General features: G+C 41.7%; 18 protein-coding genes. 13 read left to right on the top strand and 5 right to left on the bottom strand.

Going from position 1 to position 22,870, the window contains the following annotated elements; genetic code table 11:
• Positions 1–233: 233 nt before the first annotated feature.
• The 6 genes from J0L60_10105 to J0L60_10080 all read left to right on the top strand — a co-directional run bounded on the left by J0L60_10105 (position 234) and on the right by J0L60_10080 (position 9,131).
• Positions 234–2,810 (top strand): T9SS type A sorting domain-containing protein, encoded by a 2,577-nt coding sequence (locus tag J0L60_10105; protein ID MBN8546470.1) that lies wholly within the window; start codon positions 234–236, stop codon positions 2,808–2,810.
• A 13-nt stretch (positions 2,811–2,823) separates the two neighbouring features.
• Positions 2,824–3,015 carry a hypothetical protein gene (locus J0L60_10100; GenBank protein MBN8546469.1) on the top strand — a complete coding sequence of 64 codons (192 nt, stop codon included), beginning with the start codon at positions 2,824–2,826 and terminating at the stop codon, positions 3,013–3,015.
• A gap of 374 nt (positions 3,016–3,389) precedes the next feature.
• On the top strand, positions 3,390–6,608 hold the full coding sequence (locus J0L60_10095; GenBank protein ID MBN8546468.1) for a T9SS type A sorting domain-containing protein: 3,219 nt from the start codon (positions 3,390–3,392) through the stop codon (positions 6,606–6,608).
• Positions 6,609–6,623: 15 nt separating this feature from the next.
• Positions 6,624–6,818 carry a hypothetical protein gene (locus J0L60_10090; protein ID MBN8546467.1) on the top strand — a complete coding sequence of 65 codons (195 nt, stop codon included), beginning with the start codon at positions 6,624–6,626 and terminating at the stop codon, positions 6,816–6,818.
• Positions 6,819–7,126: 308 nt separating this feature from the next.
• Positions 7,127–7,531, top strand: coding sequence for a GxxExxY protein (locus tag J0L60_10085; GenBank protein MBN8546466.1), 405 nt, complete (start codon positions 7,127–7,129; stop codon positions 7,529–7,531).
• Between the two features lie 169 nt (positions 7,532–7,700).
• Positions 7,701–9,131, top strand: coding sequence for a T9SS type A sorting domain-containing protein (locus J0L60_10080; GenBank protein MBN8546465.1), 1,431 nt, complete (start codon positions 7,701–7,703; stop codon positions 9,129–9,131).
• Between the two features lie 286 nt (positions 9,132–9,417).
• Here J0L60_10080 and J0L60_10075 read toward each other — a convergent pair whose 3' ends face one another.
• Complete coding sequence (locus J0L60_10075) at positions 9,418–10,281, bottom strand: polyphosphate kinase 2 family protein (protein MBN8546464.1); 864 nt, start codon at positions 10,279–10,281, stop codon at positions 9,418–9,420.
• 232 nt (positions 10,282–10,513) lie between these two features.
• On the opposite strand from J0L60_10075, the gene J0L60_10070 reads away from it, so the two are divergent.
• Together J0L60_10070 and J0L60_10065 are read left to right on the top strand one after the other, a co-directional pair.
• Positions 10,514–11,377 (top strand): mechanosensitive ion channel, encoded by an 864-nt coding sequence (locus J0L60_10070; GenBank protein ID MBN8546463.1) that lies wholly within the window; start codon positions 10,514–10,516, stop codon positions 11,375–11,377.
• The gene (locus tag J0L60_10065) at positions 11,364–12,473 is read left to right on the top strand and encodes a glycosyltransferase (GenBank protein ID MBN8546462.1); all 1,110 of its coding nucleotides are present in this window, start codon (positions 11,364–11,366) and stop codon (positions 12,471–12,473) included. Before J0L60_10070 ends, J0L60_10065 begins: the two co-directional genes overlap by 14 nt.
• A gap of 16 nt (positions 12,474–12,489) precedes the next feature.
• Here J0L60_10065 and J0L60_10060 read toward each other — a convergent pair whose 3' ends face one another.
• From J0L60_10060 to J0L60_10050, 3 genes are read right to left on the bottom strand one after another with little or no spacing between them, the layout of a single operon-like run.
• The gene (locus tag J0L60_10060) at positions 12,490–13,539 is read right to left on the bottom strand and encodes a ketoacyl-ACP synthase III (GenBank protein ID MBN8546461.1); all 1,050 of its coding nucleotides are present in this window, start codon (positions 13,537–13,539) and stop codon (positions 12,490–12,492) included.
• Between the two features lie 8 nt (positions 13,540–13,547).
• Positions 13,548–13,784 (bottom strand): acyl carrier protein, encoded by a 237-nt coding sequence (locus J0L60_10055; protein ID MBN8546460.1) that lies wholly within the window; start codon positions 13,782–13,784, stop codon positions 13,548–13,550.
• Positions 13,785–13,788: 4 nt separating this feature from the next.
• On the bottom strand, positions 13,789–14,256 hold the full coding sequence (locus J0L60_10050) for a hypothetical protein (GenBank protein ID MBN8546459.1): 468 nt from the start codon (positions 14,254–14,256) through the stop codon (positions 13,789–13,791).
• A 346-nt stretch (positions 14,257–14,602) separates the two neighbouring features.
• Here J0L60_10050 and J0L60_10045 point away from each other — a divergent pair, with 346 nt between their 5' ends.
• Positions 14,603–15,445: a serine acetyltransferase gene (locus J0L60_10045; protein ID MBN8546458.1), complete on the top strand. Its 843-nt coding sequence runs from the start codon at positions 14,603–14,605 to the stop codon at positions 15,443–15,445.
• Between the two features lie 21 nt (positions 15,446–15,466).
• Positions 15,467–16,378 carry a cysteine synthase A gene (gene cysK, locus J0L60_10040; GenBank protein ID MBN8546457.1) on the top strand — a complete coding sequence of 304 codons (912 nt, stop codon included), beginning with the start codon at positions 15,467–15,469 and terminating at the stop codon, positions 16,376–16,378.
• A gap of 149 nt (positions 16,379–16,527) precedes the next feature.
• Here cysK and J0L60_10035 read toward each other — a convergent pair whose 3' ends face one another.
• Complete coding sequence (locus tag J0L60_10035) at positions 16,528–19,530, bottom strand: exo-alpha-sialidase (GenBank protein MBN8546456.1); 3,003 nt, start codon at positions 19,528–19,530, stop codon at positions 16,528–16,530.
• A gap of 222 nt (positions 19,531–19,752) precedes the next feature.
• Between J0L60_10035 and J0L60_10030 the strand changes: the two genes are divergently transcribed.
• Genes J0L60_10030 through J0L60_10020 form a run of 3 tightly spaced genes read left to right on the top strand, consistent with a single transcriptional unit; the run spans position 19,753 to position 22,833 of the window.
• Positions 19,753–20,859 carry a M20/M25/M40 family metallo-hydrolase gene (locus tag J0L60_10030; protein MBN8546455.1) on the top strand — a complete coding sequence of 369 codons (1,107 nt, stop codon included), beginning with the start codon at positions 19,753–19,755 and terminating at the stop codon, positions 20,857–20,859.
• A complete protein-coding gene (locus tag J0L60_10025; GenBank protein ID MBN8546454.1) occupies positions 20,856–21,704 on the top strand; it encodes a cyanophycinase in 849 nt (282 codons plus the stop codon). The genes J0L60_10030 and J0L60_10025 overlap by 4 nt, the downstream gene beginning before the upstream one ends.
• 19 nt (positions 21,705–21,723) lie before the next feature.
• Complete coding sequence (locus J0L60_10020) at positions 21,724–22,833, top strand: T9SS type A sorting domain-containing protein (protein MBN8546453.1); 1,110 nt, start codon at positions 21,724–21,726, stop codon at positions 22,831–22,833.
• Positions 22,834–22,870 lie beyond the last annotated feature (37 nt).

Below are 22,870 nucleotides of genomic sequence, written 5' to 3'. Positions count from 1 at the left end.
CGACAGTTATAGTTGCCCCTGCAAGAGGTCTTCCCTCAAAATTTCTCCAAAACTATAGTTTCACTGTTCCCCGGTCACGGAGAATTCCGCGAACCCTGGTTTAATCAGAAAAATATTCAATTTCCTTCTTTCTTCAGGAATAAATACCATTTCTTAACATTTGCTTAAAATAGCAACGGTTACTTTTTCTTATGAATTTTAATTTTTTATCCACAAATAAACTTTGGAGAAATATGTTTAAACATATTACTTTGCTACTTTTTATAACTGCTTTGCTCGCCTTTGATGGGTGGGCAGCAACATATTATTCACAGGGAAGTGTTGCTCCTAACACTCTCGCCAACTGGAAATCGACGCGAGATGGTTCAGGCAGCCCAACGACTCCCGGGAGTTTCACCGCTGGAGATATTTTCGTGATCCAAAACGGTCACAGCATGACTACATCTGGAACTTGGTCGATCTCCGGAACGAATAGCAAACTCTGGATTGAAAATGGCGGGATACTAACGATAGTTCACACTGTGACACTAGCCACTGCCACAACTTTTCAAATGGATAATGGTAGTAGTTGTGTTGTGAATGTTGCTCTTGCTTTGGCCACAACTTTATTTCAGGGAACGGAAAGCTTCTCATCTAATAGTACAATTGAAATAAAAGTTAATCCTTCTGGGACCACTGCACCTGGTGGAAGTGGTTATGGAAATCTCATTATCAATGTTGCCAGTGGTTCCAATTTTGGATGGGGTGGTACTTTAACAACTGTTCAAGGGAATCTTACGATCAAGGCGACAGGTGGGGGAGCTATAAGGCATGCCCTTGTCGCTTCAGCAGCCAACAAGTCTGTGACTGTTGGAGGTAATCTTGTGGTAGAAGGCGGCGCATTTTATTTTTCGAGTGGCTCTTCAACTGTGGATATGACAGTAACAGGAAATGTACTTATTTCGGGTGGAACTTTGGATCTTGCAAATTCCACAGGTGCTGGCACCCTAAATATAAGTGGTAACTTGACTATTAGTGGCGGAACATTGTTGGCGAATTCAACCGTGAGTACTATTAATTTTAACGGTGTCTCGTCACAGTTTACATTTTCTTCTGGCACATTAACCAATACACGAATTAATTGGGCTGTTAACACTTCGAAATCATTAACATTAAACAACAGTTTACCTGTTGCAACTAGTCGATCCTTGACAGTGAATGGGACGCTTGATTGTGGTACTGATACCGTAATCGGTGCAGGGTCATTTACATTAGCATCCGGGGCAACTCTTAAAATTGGATCACCTGATGGGATATCTAATGCGGTTTCTACCGGAAATATTCAAGTTTCAGGGACTAGGACTTACAATTTTGGCGGGATTTACGAGTATAACGGAGGAAGTGCACAGGTGACAGGACCATCGTTACCGGCAACCATATCAGGTACATTAAAAATTAATAACTCGTTTGGTGTAACTGCGACCAATGGAGTTACTGTTTCAGGGATTTTGGACCTCAGTTCCGGTTTCTTTAATCTGAATGACAAGAGTTTTACTTTCAGTGGAACAGTTACGGGTTCAGGGACTTTGTCCGGGACTTCATTAACAGATGTCACAATTTCCGGAACAGGGGCGTTTGGTACTTTAAATTTTTCGAGCGGAAGCAGAGTGTTAGGTGCATTGACGTTAAACAGGACTTCCAGTGGGACTGTGACTTTGGGAAGCGATCTTCTTATCGATGTTGGAGATTTAACATTGACTAGCGGGCACTTATCACTCGGTGCAAACACATTGACAATCGCATCCGGGTCTGATATTTTAACTCCATCCTCCTCATCATTCATTGTGACAAATGGAGCCGGTAGCTTAAAATGGACGATTCCTGACGCAACGTCCAAGATATTTCCAGTGGGTTTCTCTTCAGCAAATTATAATCCAGTAACTCTGACGAATCCAACTTCAAAAGAGTTCTCAGTCAGAGCGAAATCAGGTACATCAAATCCTGTTGTAAGTACTGCCCACCTGCCGGTCTTTTGGGATATTACACCTACAGGAGTGGACAACCTTAATGCAACTGTTAAGCTTCAGTGGAATGGTTCTCAAGAATCCGGGCAAGTAGGATTTGACCGTGCTTCCAATCTGGAACTTGCAAGATGGACCGGTGCACCTTTAGGTTGGGTTACGAAGACAGCAACTTTAACAGGCGCTGATCCATACACTGCGGAAGCCACAGGCTTTTCTGCGTTCTCCGAGTTTGGAGTTAGCACAAACGGTGCCCTCCCCGTGGAACTTACCTCATTCACAGCTTCAGCAAAAGGTACATCAGTTACTCTGAACTGGGAGACAAAGACCGAAGTTGACAACAACGGATTTGAGGTTGAGAGAAACACAAATGGCAACTGGGATAAGATTGGTTTTGTTGAGGGACACGGAACTGCGAACTCACCGAAGTATTACAGTTTTGTGGATAATGGTGCGATCGGGAATAAAATTCAGTACAGACTGAAACAGATCGACAATGACGGTACATTTGAGTATTCACCTGAAGTGGAAGTGGAACTTAATCCCACAACATTTGCGTTGTATCAGAACTATCCCAATCCATTTAATCCATCGACGATGATCCGTTTCTCGATGCCGGTAAATGGAAATGTCGCTTTAAATGTTTTTAACACGCTAGGGGAAAAAGTGGCAACACTTCTTAACGGACAGTTGGAAGCCGGTTACCATGAAGTGTCGTTCGACGCTCAGAATCTCCCCAGCGGACTTTATTTCTACGAGATAAAGGCTGGAGATTTCAGTTCGATCAAAAAAATGATTTTAATAAAATAGTAAAAGGACAGATTTGAAACAAAATCAATATTACAACTGGGATGTAAAGAGTGGTGATTACATCGCCGACAATTCAGAATACGACAAACTTTATCTGAAAAACAGAAAAAGAGAGAAACTGGTACGCAAACTCACATGGTTGGGTGTCGCCTCGGTATCGCTTCTGGTTTTCATGAAGATATTGTCGTATGCCGCCTGGAACTGACAACTCCTGGAAAAAGATTGAACCCGCACTTCGAAAGAATTGCGGGTTTTTTTATCCCTGCAATCCCGATCACAATTATTTAATATTAAGATATCAGGAATATCACTTGCATTAACCCAGGAATTTTATATATTTGAGTAACGCCTTTTCCCAATTGCGTTGAAAAACACAACACCACACAAATGAGGTCCCCGAACAGGACTCTCTCTCACACAATTTTCCTGCAAAGAAACCTGCTTTTTAGCACTTAAACCGGAAATTTTCTTCTGAATCTGATTCATCAGCATTCCGTTTATTTTTGAATGTGAGTTTGATGATTCAAATTCATTCACTGGTTTGGTTAGGTTTTTTCAAGAACAAGCAAAAGGAAAATCATGTTTAACAAGTTCTTTTCTTCATTAATTATTTTAACGGCGCTCCTCGTCTTTGACGGGTGGGGGCAAAGTGCGACAGTTACTCTTCGTCCATCCTTTGTGGATTTAAGCTCCACCACATCATATAGTGCGGTATTAATGACGCTCTCGAGTTATTCCTCTAATGATGCGAAATATCGATTGTTTAGTACAAATCAATATAACTGCTGGAATGGTACGACATTTGTCTCTTCAAGTACATATTCTGCTGGACCTTCTGTTCCCGGTACACCAAGTAGTAGTTCAACATTCTGGATAATTTACCAAAGAGGAAACAACAATACTACCTCTGCTTCATATAGAGACAGATTGGGACCAAGTTATGGTACAAACTACCAAACCGTTGCATTACCTGCAGCTACTTCAATCTCATCACCATTTACACTTTCTGGGAATGTAAGTACCATCGGGGGATATACATTAACAAATCGATATGTTGTGTTGGGCTATAGTGCCATCTCCGGGGGTACTCTTTTATCCGCAACATCAACAGAGCTAACTTCGGGTAACTTCTCTCTTGTATGTGATGGCACTTCAAATGTTAAGAGAATTGAGATTAGAGATTTAAATAATACATTGATGAACACAATACTATCACCAGTGGCTGGTTGGACGGCAAATTCTTCTGTGAATGAACCAACTTCAGCCGCAACAGGACTTTCTATCTCACCCTTTAGTAGTATCTCCATGACATTAAATTGGACTAATGGAAACGGAGAGAAAAGACTTGTAGTGATGAAATCCGGATCAGCTATTAATGGAGATCCTGTTGATGGAAGTGCTTATACAGCAAATTCAATTTTTGGATCAGGAGGTACTACTTCAGCGAATAATTTTGTTGTTTTTAATGGAACCGGGAATTCTGTTGAAGTAACCGGTTTAACGGCTGGAACTACTTATCATGTTGCGATCTATGAATATAATAGTGCGTCTTTGGATTATTTGACATCATCAAAATTAGTGGGAAATGAGACAACGGTGGGTTCTGGTCCGGATCCTAATGTCTCACTGACCGGTACCGATCCTGGTTCGGCACAAATAGTGGTTGGAACAACCAAAAATATTATTTACAGGACTCAACTATCGGTTACAGGGGCGGATGTGACAATGACAGATGCCGGGTTTACAACATCAGGAAATTACACAGCTTCTGATATTCAAAGCGGGGGATTCAAGCTTTATTATTCTACAGATGCCACTTTGGATATCGGTGATACTGAGCTTGGAAGCATCTCCTCACTGAGTGATGGTACAGCCGGAGATTTATTACTTTTTACAGGTTTCTCTCGCGACTTTGCTGTTGGCTCCGCTTACTTGTTTTTAACAGCAGATGTTGATGCTGCAGCGACAACCTTAAGAACAATCAGTACTGATACTCCTGGAGCAGCAGATTTCACTTTTACTGTCACAGTGACAAATACAGGATCAAGTTTTGCAGCAGGAAGCACTCATACATTTTACAAGAGCCCTCCCACACTGACTGCTGATAATTCTTCAAACACTGTTGATAATAATATTGATATTGCTTTCTCTGCAAATGCAGCATGGACAGCAGCAATCACCGCCGTAAAAATTGGTGGGACAGGTTTGACTGTAACGACCGATTATGAAGTGATAAATGGCATGATCACATTAAAGCCATCGGGAGGCAATTCACTTCTAACCACCGCGGGAAGCAAATTAGTGACTGTTGAAGCCACAGGTTATACAACAGCATCTGTCACTCAGCAGATAAATGCTGGTGCTCCGACAAGCAATTCGACCGCAACAATATCTGCAGCACTGGGATTGAACACAACCAGAACCGTAACCGTTACGGCGAAGGACCAATATAATAACCTGGTATCCGGATATACATTCAAGTACGATGCAACAATAACAGATGCAACTGCAACAACAGATGAAAGTTATACCATCGACGGGACTGCAAGAACTGTCACTGTAACTGACATCAATTTAACTACGGTTACAGATATCAGTGGAGTTGCAACTTTCACTATAGCACTACCTTCAATCGTTGATGCAAATGATGGAATAAGTGTACAAGTGCAACTTGATAATGGAACAACAAATGTTGGCACAGCATTTATTTACATCAAACAACCTGTCCAGGTAATGATTTCTCATCTTTCTGTAGATTATGGTGCGGCAACTGATGAATTTATCGTACTTTTCAATAATACAAACTCTGATTTCGATCTGAATGGGTATGAATTACAGTATTTTGCTGCATCGGGTGGAACAGGCCTTAAAATCTCTTTCAGTACTTCTACGATTATTCCATCCAAAAAATACTATCTTCTGGCTTCGAACGCAACAGTAACTATAGGAAGCGTAAATGTAACCAGGGATAATAGTTTTACAAGTGGAATGGGAACTTCCGGACAGTTGCAACTGAGGCAGGCATCCACCCCATCAAATATTTTATATGCTGTAGCCTGGGGAACAATCACTTCTTACGTTGCCGGAATGACAGATGCAGCCACATGGTCAGGGGATGGAATGATTAGTCTGACTCCATCGGGAACTACATATGTAAGAAATGATTACAATACTTCCAACACACAATATTCTCATACTTTGGCGGCTAATATTGCATTCATCCCAAACAGTAGTGATGCCCCCCTCCCCGTGGAACTCACCTCCTTCACTGCGAAATCAACCGGAAACACAGTCACCCTTAATTGGGAGACAAAGACCGAAGTTGACAACAACGGATTTGAGGTTGAAAGAAACGCAAACGGCAACTGGCAGAAGATTGGATTTGTGGAAGGACATGGAACGGCGAATTCTCCGAAGTATTACAGTTTCATTGATAATGGTGCGATCGGGAACAAAATTCAGTACAGACTCCGTCAGATCGATAATGATGGTACATTTGAGTACTCACCTGTTGTGGAAGTAGAACTGAATCCCACAACATTTGCCCTGTATCAGAACTATCCGAATCCGTTTAATCCATCGACGATGATTCGTTTTTCGATGCCTGTTAGTGGAAATGTAGCTTTGAATGTATTCAATACGCTTGGTGAAAAGGTGGCTACACTTCTTAACGGACAGATGGAAACAGGTTATCATGAAGTGTCGTTTGATGCAAAGAATCTCCCCAGCGGGCTTTATTTCTATGAGATAAAGACGGGAGATTTCAGTTCTATTAAAAAAATGATTTTAATGAAATAAGGAGGAGTTTTTATTATGATGAGCGAAAATTCGTATTACAAATGGAATGTACAAAAAGGCGACTATGTTCGTAAAAACGGCGATTATGACAAGCTGTATCATCGCGGGTTGAAGCGGGACAGGATTGTTCGTGCTCTCACCTGGGTTGGTGCAGCGTCAGTTTCTTTGCTTGTTTTTATGAAGATTCTGGCGTACGCTGCCTGGAAATAGATGGTTTTTGAACACGATATTCAGGATATGAAAAGATGGGAAGGATAATTGGGTCTGAACACGATATTCAGGATATGAAAAGATTGAAAGGAGAATCTATTTTCTTTTGTGATTTTTCCATAAATTTGATTATTCTCTAAAGATTCAAATTATCATTTTTGGAGATAAAGTTTGATTATAAATTCTTTAGCATCCTTTATTATCTTGAATATCGTGTTCAGAACAAATTCTTAATCATCTTGAATATGGTGTTCGGAACAAATTCTTTATCATCGTTAAAATCGTGTTAAACAATTAAGAGTAAAATTATGGAAATGAACGACATAAGCTATAAAGTCATCGGTTGTGCCATGAAAGTGCATAATGAGTTGGGAACGGGCTTTCAGGAGGTGATCTATCAAAGAGCACTTAAGATTGAATTAACGGAAGCAGGTCTGTCATTTCAGAGGGAAGTGGAGATGCCCATATATTATAAAGGTGAGATAATTGGTGAGCGCCGGGTTGACTTTTTAGTAGAAGAGAAAATGATGGTGGAGCTCAAGGCAATATCGGAAATACTGCCTGTTCATCAAACTCAAGCGGTTAATTATCTTGAAGCCTATCATCTTGCGGATGGATTATTGATTAACTTCGGGGCGTTCAAACTCGAATATCACAGAGTTTACAACAATCGACTGACCGGAAAAAATCAATCCTGGAAAACCGATAAATAATATATCTTATCTTTTCCATTCTTTCGCATCCTGATTATCGTGTTCTAATTGGCTTGTTAGTCAGGCAGGTTAATTGTAAGTTTGAGGGACTTAATTTTGGGTTTTATGCCGGAGATAAATAAACAATTTCCGGCAAAGAGCCCGGTTATTTATAAAAAATGGACATAAAATGTTAAAAAAAATTTTCCCTTTGTTTTTGTTATTCACTGGTTTGGTGTTCAGTCAAGCCTTGAATGTAACCATTCAGCCAAAATTTATTGAAGGTATTAACGGCACAAACGCTGCCAGAATGCCATTTGCATATTTTGCGACTCTGTCCGGGTTAACCCCCAACGCGACCTACAGATATTTCAATCAGTTTGTCATTTCAACCGATCTGCCAACTGCGAATGGTGCCGGTAATGTGATTTTTGTAAGATCAGACAGTGATTTTGTGAGAACATCGGGACCTTCGTTAGCCACTTATGGTAACTACGGTACTTTCACAACTGACGCTTCAGGCAACTATACAGGTTGGTTTGTAAACGAACCTACAGGAAATGCAACCCGTTTTATCCCCGGGAATTATGTGTTCCTTAGAATCAATATTAATGATGGTGCGAACGGTACAACAGTAGCGACAAGACTTACATCAACTGATTCGACTCAGGTAATAAAATTTGATACCGCCCCAACAAATGCAGGTTCCGGACTTTGGAGCAGATCCACCGCCCCTGCGAAAAGTTTTGTTGTTCTTTATGACAACGAAGCCGGTACAGGAAGACCACTTGCTGCCACTTTTGTCGAGAATGACGGAACAGCTAACACAACCGCCAATTCATACGCACCCTTTTACAGCGATAGCGTGAATGCGATCACAGGTTCATGGGGTGTGATAATTCCTAACACAAATCCGTTGGGAGTAAGAAGAATTGAAGCAAGAATGATGAATGGTACACCTTACCCAAACGCTGCCACAGATGCAGATGGTGTATGGGGAAGTGTAAATACTGTTAATCCAACAGTGGGCGTTGCGGCAATGATGATCCCTTCAGAACTCGCGCCACTTCCTGTTGAACTGACTTCATTTTCTGTCTCCACTTCCGGAAGCAGGGTTATCCTCTCATGGACAACTGCTACAGAGGTTAACAATCGTGCATTTGAAGTGGAGAGAAAAGACAATTCCGCATGGAGAACAATCGGAAGTGTAGCCGGAAACGGTACAACTACTGCTCCCAAATCTTATTCCTTCACGGATGAGAGCGCTTTTTCCGGTAGAGTTGAATACAGATTGAAACAAATCGATTTCGATGGCACTTCATCATATTCGAATTCAGTTGAAGTGGATATGACACCAATGGAATTTGGTCTATCACAGAATTATCCAAATCCTTTCAATCCATCAACTGTGATAAGTTTTTCACTGCCTGTTTCTTCCAATGTTTCTTTGAAAGTGTATAATACACTTGGTGAAAAAGTTGCGGAACTTGTAAACGGTGTGATGCCTGCGGGTAACCACTCAGTTGAGTTTAATGCAGCAAAGCTTAACAGCGGACTTTATATATATGAGATAAAAGCCGGAGAGTTTACTTCGAGCCGGAAGATGTTGTTGTTGAAGTAGGGACCGCCCCCGGACCGCCCCCTTACCTCACCCCCGGCCCCTCTCCTAAAATGAGAGGGGAGACTTGTTGAGAGTTGGGTGATGAGTGATTTTAACGGAACACGGATAAAACGGATTTTTCGGATTATCCGTGTTCTGTTTTAAACAAGAGCTTTTTCGGTTGGACAATCGAGGACGATTGTCGCTCCTTTTCCAAAAATAAAGGTTTTAACGACTCAAATTTTAAACCTCGAACCTCAAAAAGTCTCAAACTCATAACTCATAACTCATAACTCATAACTAAAACCTACTCTTCTGCCATCAGTGCTTCCTTGTAGCTTTGAAGGTTGGCCCTGTGTTCGTCCGAGATGATGGGGTAATGGACTTTAAGTTCTTTCAGTTTTTCGACGATCACCTCTGAAATGATGAGTCTTGCAAACCACTTTTTATCTGCCGGGATTATATGCCATGGAGCATATTTGGTGGAAGTGTTGGCGATGGCTTCCTCGTATGCTTTTTGATACTGATCCCAGTATCCTCTTTCTTTGAGGTCGGAGGAGGAGAATTTCCAGTTTTTGGCGGGATTTTCGATTCGTCCGAGGAACCTGTTTTTTTGTTCTTCTTTTGAGACATTCAGGAAGAATTTCAGAACTTTTATTCCGTTGTCGTTGAGATACTGTTCAAAATTTCTGATTTGGCGGTACCGTTCCTTCCAGATATTGGCATTCATTACGGGATCGGGGAGTTTCTCGGCTGCCAGGAGATTATGGACCTTGACCACCAGCACTTCCTCATAATATGAACGGTTGAAGATACCGATTCTTCCTCTTTCGGGGAGGGATTTGGTATATCTCCAAAGATAATCGTGGTCGAGTTCTTCGGCTGACGGTTGTTTGAAACTGTAAACCTGTGTTCCTTGGGGATTTACTCCACTCATTACATGCTTAATTGCGCCGTCTTTACCCGCAGCGTCCATTGCCTGGAAAAGGATAAGAAGACCCCACTTGTCGTGGGCATACATCATATCCTGCATCTCCGCCATAAGTTTTACATTAGCCTCAAGGTCGAGTTTTGCATCCTCCTTTGATTTCATTTTAGCTGTGTAATTGGCGGGGTGATTGGATAGTTTGAATTTGCCGGGACCGGTAACTCTGAACCGGTTAAGATTGATCTTCACAGAATACCTCACTTGAAATTTGTTTGTCAGGTTTATGAATTCCGCTATTCAACGGAAATGAGTCACAACCTCTGTGATATTAAAAAAATTAAGACTACATGGAATTATTAAAAATATTTGAATAAAAAACAAGTGTGTCAGTCACAAATTTTACACTTTAAAGAAATAACTCGAAAAATGGTTAAATTTCCGGTTTATTTTTGGAATAATTACAACCGGAGAAAGGATGAATGAAGTTCAGCGGATCATAGTTGACATATTGAATTACAGACTGTTCACGATAAAGAATGTCAGTTTCCATGTAGAAACAGTTCTGTACATTTTGGTTTTGATGATTTTGGTGGTATGGATATCGGGTAAATTTAAGAACTGGCTTGTTAAGAGGATCTTCCCGCGATTCGAAATTGAGTATGGTGTAAGCATTGCGATTGCACAGATGTTGAGATATCTTGTTGTCACAATCGGTTTTCTCATCATCGTTCAGAGTTCAGGGATCGATTTAAGCAGTTTTGTGGTGCTGGCAGGAGCTCTCGGAATAGGTGTCGGACTTGGTCTGCAGAATGCCATAACCGAATTTGTTGCCGGTATCATCATAATGTTCGAGAGACCGGTAAAAGTTGGCGACAGAATTGTGGTTGACGGTATCGAGGGAAATGTTATGAAAATTGCCCCTCGTGCAACTGTAATTCAGACGAACGACAATGTCAGCATAATTGTGCCCAACTCGAAATTTATCAGCTCAAATGTAACCAACTGGACTTATTCTGATAAAAAAGTGAGGATTCACAATCCTGTCGGGGTTTCGTACGGAAGTGACCCAGTGGAGATTGACCGGCTGCTGATGGAAGTGGCGGAAGCTCATCATGGTGTTTTAAAAGACCCGGCACCAAAAGTCGTTTTCAAGGAATTTGGCACGAGTTCTATCAATTTTGATTTGATGGTATGGACTGAAGAGTATATGTCACGCCCGGCGATTCTTAGATCGGAACTCAACTTTGCAATCTGGCAGAAATTAAAGGAGAACGGAGTTGAGATTCCATTTCAACAACTGGATGTAAGGCTGGTCGGAAACGAAATTGCAAAAAATTAAACTTCTGATGCTTGCAGACCTCCGTTCTGCACACACAAAAAAATGGGCTGAAATCCTGTCTGATTCCGGACTTGAAGTCCATGTTTTTGGACTTACGCAGGCAGGTGAGGAGTTCATGAATGTAACACTTCACCCCGGAAATATTGCACGAGACACAGCATCTGCAGGCGAGACATCAGTCAAAAAATTAGGTTACTTTTTTGAGTTGAAGCGGCTCAAAAGGCTGATTCGAAAGATAAACCCCGACATCGTTCACGCACATTATGCCTCAAGTTACGGACTTCTCGGGGCGCTGGCGGGCAGGAAACCATATTTTATTTCGGTTTGGGGGAGTGATGTGGTAAGTTTCCCAAAGAAATCGCCCGTTCACAAAAGAATGGTTGAATACGCCCTTTCGCGTGCGGATCTGGTTTTTTCAACGAGTGAATTCATGGCGGAAATTGCGCAAAAATACACTGATAAAGAGATAGTGATAACTCCGTTTGGTGTCGACATTTCGAAATTCTCGCCAGCGAAAGAAAAAAGGAGCGGGGAAACTGTTAGAATTGGGATAATCAAAACTCTGTCCGCCTCATACGGTCAGGAATACCTGCTGCGGGCTTTTGCTTTGGTTAAGGGTAGGTTGCCTCAACGAAAGCTTGAACTCGAGATAACGGGAAGCGGGAATGATCTTGACAAGCTGAAATCTCTCGCAAATGAGCTTGGCATTACTGACTCCGTCAAATTTAGCGGATATGTAATGCAGGACTCACTTCCTGCAGTGCATCAAAATCTGGATATTGAAGTTTACCCGACGGTGATAGAGGAGACCTTTGGTGTTTCGACTGTCGAGGCGATGTCATGCGGAGTGCCGTGTATTGTTTCAAAAACGGGCGGACTTCAGTTTCTCGTTGAGGATGGAGTTTCCGGGTTCCATGTGCCTGTAAAGGATTATGAAGCAATAGCTGATGTTCTGGAGAGGCTCATTCTTGATGAAGAATTGAGAAGAAATTCGGGTGCTGCTGCGAGAAAAAGAGTAGAGGAAAACTACGACATACGACAAAATGCCGGAATAATGCTCGAGAGATATCGCAGAATCCTACAGAAAAAGGGTTGAAACAAAAACCTCCGAATCAGACCAAGATCAAATCTGAGAGTTTAATTCCAGAGATATCGGTATGGCATGAAGCACAGGACAAGCCCGTTCCGAAACCACTCATCAAAACCTTCGATTTACCCGATTCTATTTCCTCTTTGACCTGAGTAATCGCTGTGAGCGGGATGGAAACCGATGAAGTGTTGCCGAAATCCTTCAGGGAGAGTGGCATCTGTCCTTCCTTTATTCCCAGTTTTTTTGCGATAATCCTGTTTATCATCAGATTAGCCTGATGGAAAAGAAAGAAGTCAACCTCTTCTTTGTTAATTCCAAAATTTTCGATAAAAGCGCCGATGACCCTTGGTACCAGTGAGATTGAAAAATTAAAAATATCCATTCCACTCAGGAAGAGATCAGTCTCCTTTACGCAGGACCCGTTTGGATGAGCATTGTCGATGAATGACTCGGGGGTAACGGGATTTCTTGCCCCGCCGGCCTGGATAATTATTGATTCGTATCCACCACCATCAGTGTTCAGAGCCCAAAGACTTTCCCTGTTTTCGCAAAATTCAAGAAGTGTAGCTGAACCGGCATCTCCGAAGATTGGTCTGGTAGTCCTGTCGGTTTTGGAAATTTTATGCGTCAGTACATCACCTGAGAGAACGAGAGCCCGTTTCGCTTTTCCTTTTTGCAGGATAGATGATGCTACAAAGAGAGCATAGACAAAACCTGAACAGCCCATATTCATGTCGAAACAGATGGTTGAGGTGCTCAAGCCAAGTTTGTTTTGCAAAATAGCAGAAGTAAAAGGGATAATGTAGTCAGGGGTTTGTGACTGAAAAATCAGAAGGTCGATGCTGTCTTTGTCGATTTGATTGTCGGCGAGGAGTTTTTCGGTGGCTGCGAAACACAAATCAGATGCACAAAGCCCGGGAGAGGCTACATGTCTTGTGTGAATTCCTGTTGTATTTATAAGTTTTGTATTCACCTCATCGCCGAAGGGGAGGTCTTCATTATTTTCCTTGGTTTTCGGAACAGCAACAGCCATTGCTGATATTTTTACATCATTAATAGTGCAGAAAGCCATTTTTTATACTATTGTTTGAGCCGTGTGATCAGATTGTAAACATCACTTATTTTATCACATGCAATGAAATCGTTTGCCTTGATGGTGACATCATATTCAGCGTCGATCATTGCGAGTACAGAAAGTGCGGCGAGTGAATCCCACCCGGGAATTACCACTCTGAATTCGGAATCCGATGTTAGTGATCCGGGTTCCACACTTTCGATTGCAGCCTCAAAATTTCTGATAAACTCTTCCATGTTCATAATATTATTCCAGAATGTCGATAATTTTTTGCTTTATTTTAATTTCCTTGCCTGTATAGGGGAGAACAAGACTTTCGACCCGTTTATTGACGGCGATCTTTCTTACTTTTTCGATTAACCGGTAGGTAAGAAGTTCCGACTCAAAGTGTCCTTTAGTAGCGCAATCGGGGTCGACGGCGATATGAAGAATATGACATTTTTCGTTTTGGAACTTGTAGCATATGACACCAAGAAGTGCGGCGTCATTTTTTTCACTGTCGAGGGCGAACAGGGATTCCGTCTCACTTTTTTCAAACTGAAGTTTAAGGTGATCCTTTTCTTCGATTATGCTTATCAAGCCGTCGGATTCGATGGTTTTTTGAATTTTATCGAGGTGGGATGACTGGTTCAGATTGAAAAAGAATATTCTTTCAAGCTCTTTCCTTAGGGGCAGTGCGAGTTTGTTACTATACGCGATTGTGTGATAACTCATTTTAGTATCAATCTAACTGAGAAAATAACAATTTTAAACATACAATTTTTTTTGTTAGATACAATACTTGGAATTTCGATATCCGGTTTTCAGAAGAGTGTGTTAAAGAAAAAATCAGTAGCAGGGAACCGAAAACAGATTTTCGATGTTACAACATTATAATGATAGCGACATTATCCTCATTTCAAACCGAAGCACAATCCAAAAGCTTCACCCTCTTTAACGGCAACTGTTGTTGCTGTCTCTGTTGTTGTTGCAGCTTCCAAGCTTAAAACAGCACCATTTCCAACTTTTTACACAATTAATTTCCATAAAATTGCCCTTTTGGGCGTAATCCGAGCAATAAATGAACAAAGCGATCAGAGAGTTTGCCTCTCAAGTGATAAAAAAATATGAAGATCATCAGTGCATGCTTCCTCTTAAGGATGAGAGCAGGAAGTTCATAGATAAATTTTTGAAACTGGCTTTTCCGCAATACTCCGAAAAATCATTCGAGAAAATTGAGGAAATAGAATCGGCTGCAATTCTTTTAATGTATGATTTGAAGAAGCTTGTCGGATCGGTGATTGAAGATAAAAGGGAGGTTGATCAAACGGTTGATCAGTTTGCATCGGCACTACCGGAAATAATAAGAAAACTCGACAAGGATGCCGAGGCCATATTTAATGGTGATCCCGCTGCAAAGAATCAGGACGAGGTCATTCTGGCATATCCGGGTTTTTTCGCCATCACAATCTACAGGCTTTCGCACGAGCTTTACCTTTTGGGTGTTCCGGTTATCCCGAGAATTCTTTCAGAATACGCACACGAGAGATCGGGGATAGATATACATCCCGGAGCTGAAATCGGGGAATCATTCTGCATCGATCACGGGACGGGAATCGTAATCGGGGAGACTACCATAATCGGCTCCCGCGTGAAAATTTATCAGGGTGTTACACTCGGTGCTGTCAGTGTTGATAAATCACTAGCAAGTCAGAAGAGGCATCCAACCATTGAGGATGATGTGATTATCTACGCACAGGCGGTCATTCTCGGAGGAGAAACTGTGATAGGAAGAAACAGTGTTGTTGGTGGAAATGCCTGGGTGACCGAGAGTGTTCCACCGGATTCAGTGGTTCTGCACAAAAGTGAGGTAAGACTTAAATTTAACGGGAAGCACGATCCCGTTCTTGATTTTGTAATTTAACTAAATTAAATGGAGAATAAAATGAGATACAATAATATTCTTGAGACAATTGGAAACACCCCTCATGTAAAACTGAACAAATTATACGGTAGTGATCATGAGGTTTGGATCAAGCTCGAAAAAGCCAACCCGGGTGGCAGCATAAAGGACAGAATCGCTCTCGCCATGATTGAAGATGCTGAAAAAAAGGGCCTCCTGAAAAAAGGAAGTGTAATAATTGAGCCCACCTCCGGTAATACTGGAATCGGACTCGCCATGGTAGCGGCAGTAAAAGGCTATGAACTGGTACTGGTTATGCCGGAATCGATGTCGATTGAGAGAAGAAAAATCATGTCGGCTTATGGAGCAAAATTTGAACTGACTCCCAGAGAGAAGGGGATGTCAGGAGCAATCGAGAAAGCAAAGGAGCTCGTTGCAGTAAATCCAAATGCATGGATGCCACAGCAATTTGAAAATGAGGCGAACAGCGAAATTCACAGAAAAACCACTGCCCTCGAGATACTGAATGATTTTCCTGACGGTCTGGACTACATAATCACAGGAGTTGGAACAGGCGGTCACATAACAGGTGTCGCGGAAATTTTGAAAGAGAAATTTCCGAATCTTAAGGTATTCGCTGTAGAACCCGAACTCTCACCGGTGCTTTCCGGTGGAAAACCATCACCACATCCTCTTCAGGGAATTGGTGCCGGATTTGTTCCTGCAATTCTGAATTTCCCGATACTCGATGGAGTAATCCAGGTCGGAAAAGATGAAGCATATGCTTATGCTCAACGCTCTGCTTCAGAAGAGGGAATTTTCATTGGTGTTTCTTCAGGAGCGTCCCTTGCAGCCGTTGCCAAAAAACTTCCCGAGATACCCGCCGGATCGAAAATCCTTACTTTCAACTACGATACAGGTGAAAGATACCTTTCGATAGAAGGACTTTATTAATTATTAGTTATGATTTATGAGTTATGAGTTTTTGAAGGATGAGGGATGAAGCATGATGGCTGAATTTCTGAGGGCTGAAGGATGAAGGATGAAAAAAAATCAGAACCCGGAACTGCGTAATCTGCGGTTCCGGGGTTCTGAGGTTCTTTTTATTTGATCAGAAGCATTTTTCGGGTTTGGGTGAATTTCTCAGATTCAATTCTGTAGAAATAGACACCGCTCGAAAGTTTACCTGCGTCAAAAGATACTGAATGTTTGCCGGGGCTCAACTCTTCATTTAACAGAGTTTTCACCAAAGCTCCGGTGTTGTCATATACTTTTAATGATATATGTGCGTTTTCGGGTATGCTGAATGTGATAATTGTATTCGGATTAAAGGGATTCGGGTAATTTTGGTTTAATTCATACACTCCCGGGATTCCCGTGCCCGGTTCTTTGGTTGAAACAGGTATAAAATTATAACGGGCTCCCATTCTCGAAAAAATGGTGTCAACATTTGCCTGAGTTACTGTGATAGAGTTGAGAGGTGAGTTCCCTCTTCCGACGATTATAGCTGTGTGGTATGTGAGAGTTGTTTGTTCATCGAGAGGTGACATGTAACTTGCGAGAGTGGTTCTTTGATCTAAACCGGTATTATTAATCCACCCTTTATTCAATACTGGATCTCCAGAGTAAACAAAAATTGGATTGACCAAACTGCAATTCACACCTCCTCTTACATCACCGAAAGTCCAGGTACACGGATCGAGATATTGCCCTGTCAAATTTTTACCGATGTGGTAGTTCCTTACATCCACTGGAGTATTCGGATCACCATGCGTCGGGTGCGACTGTATATAGTGTTGTGATACTCTCATTCCGCTGTTTATTGCTCCGGGATAAAGAATGTTATTGAAAGGTTTGCCCATCGGAAGGACTGCCGTATCGAGAGGGATATCAATTCCGTTTTCAAAAGTACCGTTGTTATTGAGATCAGTAAAACTGACTCCGGGGATATAAACCGGATTTCCAAACAGCATGGTATTATAGATTGCCGGTGGGTTCTCTCCAAATAACGGGTCAGCAGATTCGTTGTAACAAACAACGGAATTTCTTAGTGTATCAGTAGCCACGAGATCGTCATTGGCATCACCCAGGTCAGGATCGCTTTGAATTCCGAAAATGAAGTCACGGATTGCAGGCGAAACATTTCCTTTTTTAGTCATTTCATACCTTATAAATACAGCATCTCTCATTGCCGGAGCATCTGAATTCGGGAACGCATAAAGAGTTTGTCTTATTTCGATTCCTTTAGGTTCCTCCAAAAATCTTCTTAACGCTGAAGGTACACCATCATTAAAAACGGTAAAATAAGATACCTCTCCCAAAATTTCGGGCATATCTTCATTTGGTTCCCAGTTTCCGTTTTGATTAAGATCGACAGGGTCATAGATGTTATTGTTGTTTCCGTCCCAGAATTTCGCACCGAGGGATACAGCACCTTTCCATCGTTGCCATGAAGTTCCAAATGCGGTATCTGTGAGTGCAACTCTATAGATTCCATTTCTGGGATCGTTTGCAGGGTAACCAACCTGTCCTGCTCTGAAATCCTTAATTCTTGAAGCGCTAAATTCACCTGCAGCCCAGACATTTGATTCTATCAGCCCCGAAAGCAAAAAGCCCTGGGAAAAAATGGTCATCACTGAATCAAACTTCAATCCGGATCCCGAAGCAGTTGCAACATCCGCAATTGTGCCGTTATAGTCAAATGGAACGATTAGACGCCCGGTTTTCAATTCTGCACTGCTTGGGAGGTCACTGAAAGGACAAGCTATGATATTTTGTGCAGTGGTTGAAGTACCAAAGGCATTTTGCACTGAGACAGAATATCTTAGCAGATCACCCTCCTGAGCAACCCTTATGAAATTTCCAAATATTTTGTCTCCTGCCAGCGAATCGTTATGGTTTCCGTCATCGAATAGTTGCAGGTTATAAGGGAGATCGTTCAAGTATCCTGTAATTTTTGCCTCTGTAACAGGGGATTCCGATCCCGTAAAAACTTTAATTTTAATCGTATCTCCGGCAGTTACGGACGCGGAATTCGCCTCATAGTCGTAAATAACGGGTGGAGTTGAATTATCCTGGAGTTCAAGTGCATTTGTCCAGAACAATTTTTTGGCACCTTGAAGGTTGTTCCTGTCACTTGAGAATGTTATGAAGGGTTTGACGGATTGTGAATTAAGGTTCAGGTTTGCATCAACACCCGGATATTTTGTAACCTGAACCGGGGTTCCCCATGTTGCACCTTCGTTGCTGCTTTTGGAGTAAAAGATATTAGTGCGGGAGTATTTCCCAAAAACTTTTACACTCTTTGAGAAGAAGATATAAAGATCGTTGTTTGAGTTCCTGAACAAACGGGGGAGTGCAAGAGATGCTGAAGTGTCTTCGTGGACAATAACGGTATCCTGCCAGGTATTTGTAGAAATATATTTGACAAAAAAGATTCTTTTACTTGATGTGGCGGCAGTTTGCTGAGCTGCCATATAGAAACTGCCATTCCCGATACTCAGTAGAGAAGGATTCATGAACAGCGAAAATCCTGTTGAAACAAGGTTTTGCCAGGTTGTGCCATTGTCCGAACTTCTGACAGTGCCTGTAAGACTTGTTGAGTTGGAGCTCGTAAGGATAAGTTTCCCTTCGCCCAAGTGGACAACTGAGAATATTCTGTATGCCTGACTTGTGAAAGTACCATTCGCTATTATTATACGAATGTTTGGAGTCCAGGTAACTCCACCGTCATCGGAATACTTGTAGATTGTATGCCTGCTCGACCCCGTCTTGATGAAAAGGAGCAATCTGTTGTTGTTTCCTTTTATGAGGTGCGCACCACGCCACGCATCTTCCATACTACCGTTTATAACGGTATCAAAAACAGTTTCTTCATTTTGCCACTGATTACCGCCGTCGGTACTCTTTCGCATAAAAAACTGAATTCTGCCGGTTGATTCGAACTTCGACCAGAGAGCATACATCTCATTATTGCCAAAGTCAACAACTTCTCCGTGCAGCCGTTTGATGTCATCATCGGGAAAGGGACTGTTGAAGATTGCATTTTGTGGATAGACTGAGCTTATGCACAAGCAAAGCAAAATTCCTGTAAACAGCTTTTTCATATTTTAACCTGCCAATTTAATTTGATCCAAAACATTATTAGATAATCAAGTATTATCTTTTAAGACTGCCAAATTTAATAAAATTATTTGAATAAAAGAGTGTTCAGTTATTTTGCAAAAAAAAATCACTTTCCCGAAAAATATTTTTCCAAACCTATTGACTGTGAAATATTTATTTCGTAACTTGAAATAAACATTACAATCTTTCCTAAAAATGAAACAATGATTACAATAGACAAAAACAGACTGATAGAGATATTTACATCTCTTGTAAAAATTGATGCATTATCTCAAAACGAGAAACCGGTTGCCGATTTTGTCAGAGAATTTCTCGCCGGCAAACAAGTTGTGATTTCGGAAGACAATTCCAAAAGTGCGACAGGCAGCAACTCAGGTAATATTATTATAAAGCGGGGAAAGGGCGGGAAGATGATGCTGACCTCCCACATGGATACGGCACGAACAACGGCAGGGATAAAAGTTGTTATTGATGAAAAAACAGGAAAGATTTCTTCCGATGGAAAAACGATACTGGGTGCTGATAACCGTCAGGGGATGGCTATTCTTCTTTACCTACTGGAAATAGCTGAAAACAACCCCGAGATTGATGATTTTACAGTGGTGTTCACGACATGCGAAGAGACCACTCTCGGAGGGTCAAAGAATCTGCAGGTTCCAAAATGGGTGGAGGCGGGTCTGGTATTTGATTCATCCCATCTCCCCGGGAAGTTTGTTTTCAGAGCTCCCGGTTCAAAAACTTTTACAATTGAAATCTTCGGGAAGGCTTCTCATTCAGGAATAGCTCCAGAGGCCGGAATTAATGCCATTGCCATTGCAGCAGCCGCTATTTCAAAACTGAAACAGGGACGGCTGGATGAAGACACCACCATGAACATTGGTATAATCTCCGGTGGTACTGCAGTAAATGTTGTACCGGAGAAAGTTGTTCTGACCGGGGAGGTCCGTTCATTCAAACCTGACCGTCTTGACGAAGAACTCGAGAGGGTGCTGGATACTTTCGGTACGGAAGTTTTCAATGCCGGAGCCACTATCAAGATTGACACATACGAAGATTTTACTCCTTATGAACTTTCACCCGATCATCTGGCATACAAAATGATTTACAAGGCGATTGAAGAATCGGGGATGGAAGCTAAACCTGTAATCTCTTTTGGTGGAAGTGATGCCAATTCATTCAACGGACTTGGTATTCCATCAGTGAACATTGGAATTGGCGCTCAAAATCCTCATGCAAATGATGAATTTGTGTTAATTGACGACTTTATGGCAGCCGCAAAAATTGGATTAAATCTGGTGAGGAAAAAATGAAAAAACTTTTAATTTTATGTGTGTTGTTCAGTTTCGTTCTTCTTCCGCAACCAAAAGGTAAGCTCCTTATAATTGGCGGTGGATCCCGTCCCGAATATATGATGAAGAAATTTATTGAATTGGCGGGTGGATATGATGCGAAAATTGTTATTGTACCGAATGCAAGTTCTGTTCCGAAGGATGAAGCATGGGATCACAGCACCGAATTTGTAAAGCTTGGATGTAAAAATGTTAAGGCATTATATTTTGGGAGAGCGGAAGTTGATTCTCCTCAGAATCTTGCGGAGCTTGACGGAGTAACCGGGGTGTTTTTCTCAGGCGGTGATCAGGCAAAACTTTTTAAAGAAGTCGGGAACAGTAAATTCATCGACAAGATAAAAGCAATTTATAACAATGGTGGAATAATCGGCGGCACATCTGCAGGGGCTGCAGTAATGAGTAAAGTAATGATAACGGGTGAGGAACTGATTGTGAAAGACTCAACGCTGAGTTTTTTCACTGTTCACGCAAAAAATGTTGAGACTACAGAAGGATTTGGCTTTTTGACAGATGTAATTATCGACCAGCATTTCCTTGTAAGAAAAAGACAGAACCGGCTTATCACCACGACCATAGAACATAAACTTCCCGGAATCGGAATTGATGAATCCACAGCAATTCTTGTTGATAAAGGGAGATATTTTACGGTAGTAGGCGAGAGCGGGGTTCTTGTAATCGATCCGACAAAAGGTAAAAGAAAAAAAGAAAATAAAAACGGAATGGTTTCAGCCACAGACATCACAATGCATCTTTTAATGGATGGTGACAGATATGACATGAAGACCAGAAAAGTTTTATCTAAATAACCAAATAATGGAGTTACCCATGAAAAAAACATTACTTTTTTCTGCTTTTTTAGTTGCAATCATGCTTTTTGATGTTGCAGCACAGAATGCCGTTTACCAGTCAGGAAAGATCGAACTTACGCTCCGCACCTACGGTAGAGTGAGAATCGGTATGATGAACAACGGCGCATATGTTCGTCAGTTGGATCGTGCATCATTGCTTTACAACATGCAGGATACCGCAACATTTGATTATCTCGAGGATGCCGACGACGAAATACTCCCTGATACAGTTGACAACCCAACATGGGGTGATGTGGAACTCGCTTCGAGGATAAACAGTGACTATTCAAATCAATCACCACTTCTCAAAGCTGATGTTCACATGTACGGCTGGGCAAACAAAGGATATACGATCGTAAAGTATACGGTAAAAAGTCAGGAAACCGCTGCCTACCAGGGAAGATTCGGACTCGAAATGATTCCTCAGGTTGAAGGTGCCTACGGAAACGAAATAATGACATACGACCCGGCAAAAAGGCTTTTCAGTTTCAGTAAAACGAATTATTTCGGTTTGAAAATATTGAATCTTCAGGTGCCTTCGGCTCACAACTTCGAATGGTATGAAGGATACAATGTTGATACATCACTTACAAGATGGATGACAGACGGTCAGTACGAGAATTTTCATTGGGCAGGAATTGACGGTGGAACAGCAGTTTTTGGAACCTCACCTGTAGCTACAAATCCAAATGATTCAACCGTCATGTACATCGCTATAGCAGTTGGACTCGATTCTTTGGAAATGAATGCTAACATCGACTCTGCTACCGCAAAATACAACCAGTTGACAGGCATTTTGGATGAAACTCCTGTTGCTTCAATCACTGATTACAAGATGTACCAGAACTATCCAAATCCTTTCAACCCATCAACAAAGATAGTTTTTGATGTACCACAGGCATCGAATGTAAATCTTTCAGTATACGATCTGCTCGGTAATAAAGTGGCAGAACTTGTTAACGGATATCAGAATGCCGGCAGACAGTCGGTCAATTTTGATGCTTCAAAACTTTCAAGTGGAGTCTATTTCTACACTTTGAGATCAGGGGCAACCGTAATAACAAACAAAATGATTTTAAGCAAGTAAAGAGTGACGAGCGAAGAGTGGCGGGCCGGAATCGATA

The organism is Ignavibacteria bacterium (assembly GCA_017302895.1).
GTDB lineage: Bacteria > Bacteroidota > Ignavibacteria > Ignavibacteriales > Ignavibacteriaceae > UTCHB3.
The sequence above is the reverse complement of the archived record's forward strand: the minus strand, read 5'-3'. Positions and strand labels throughout refer to the sequence as shown.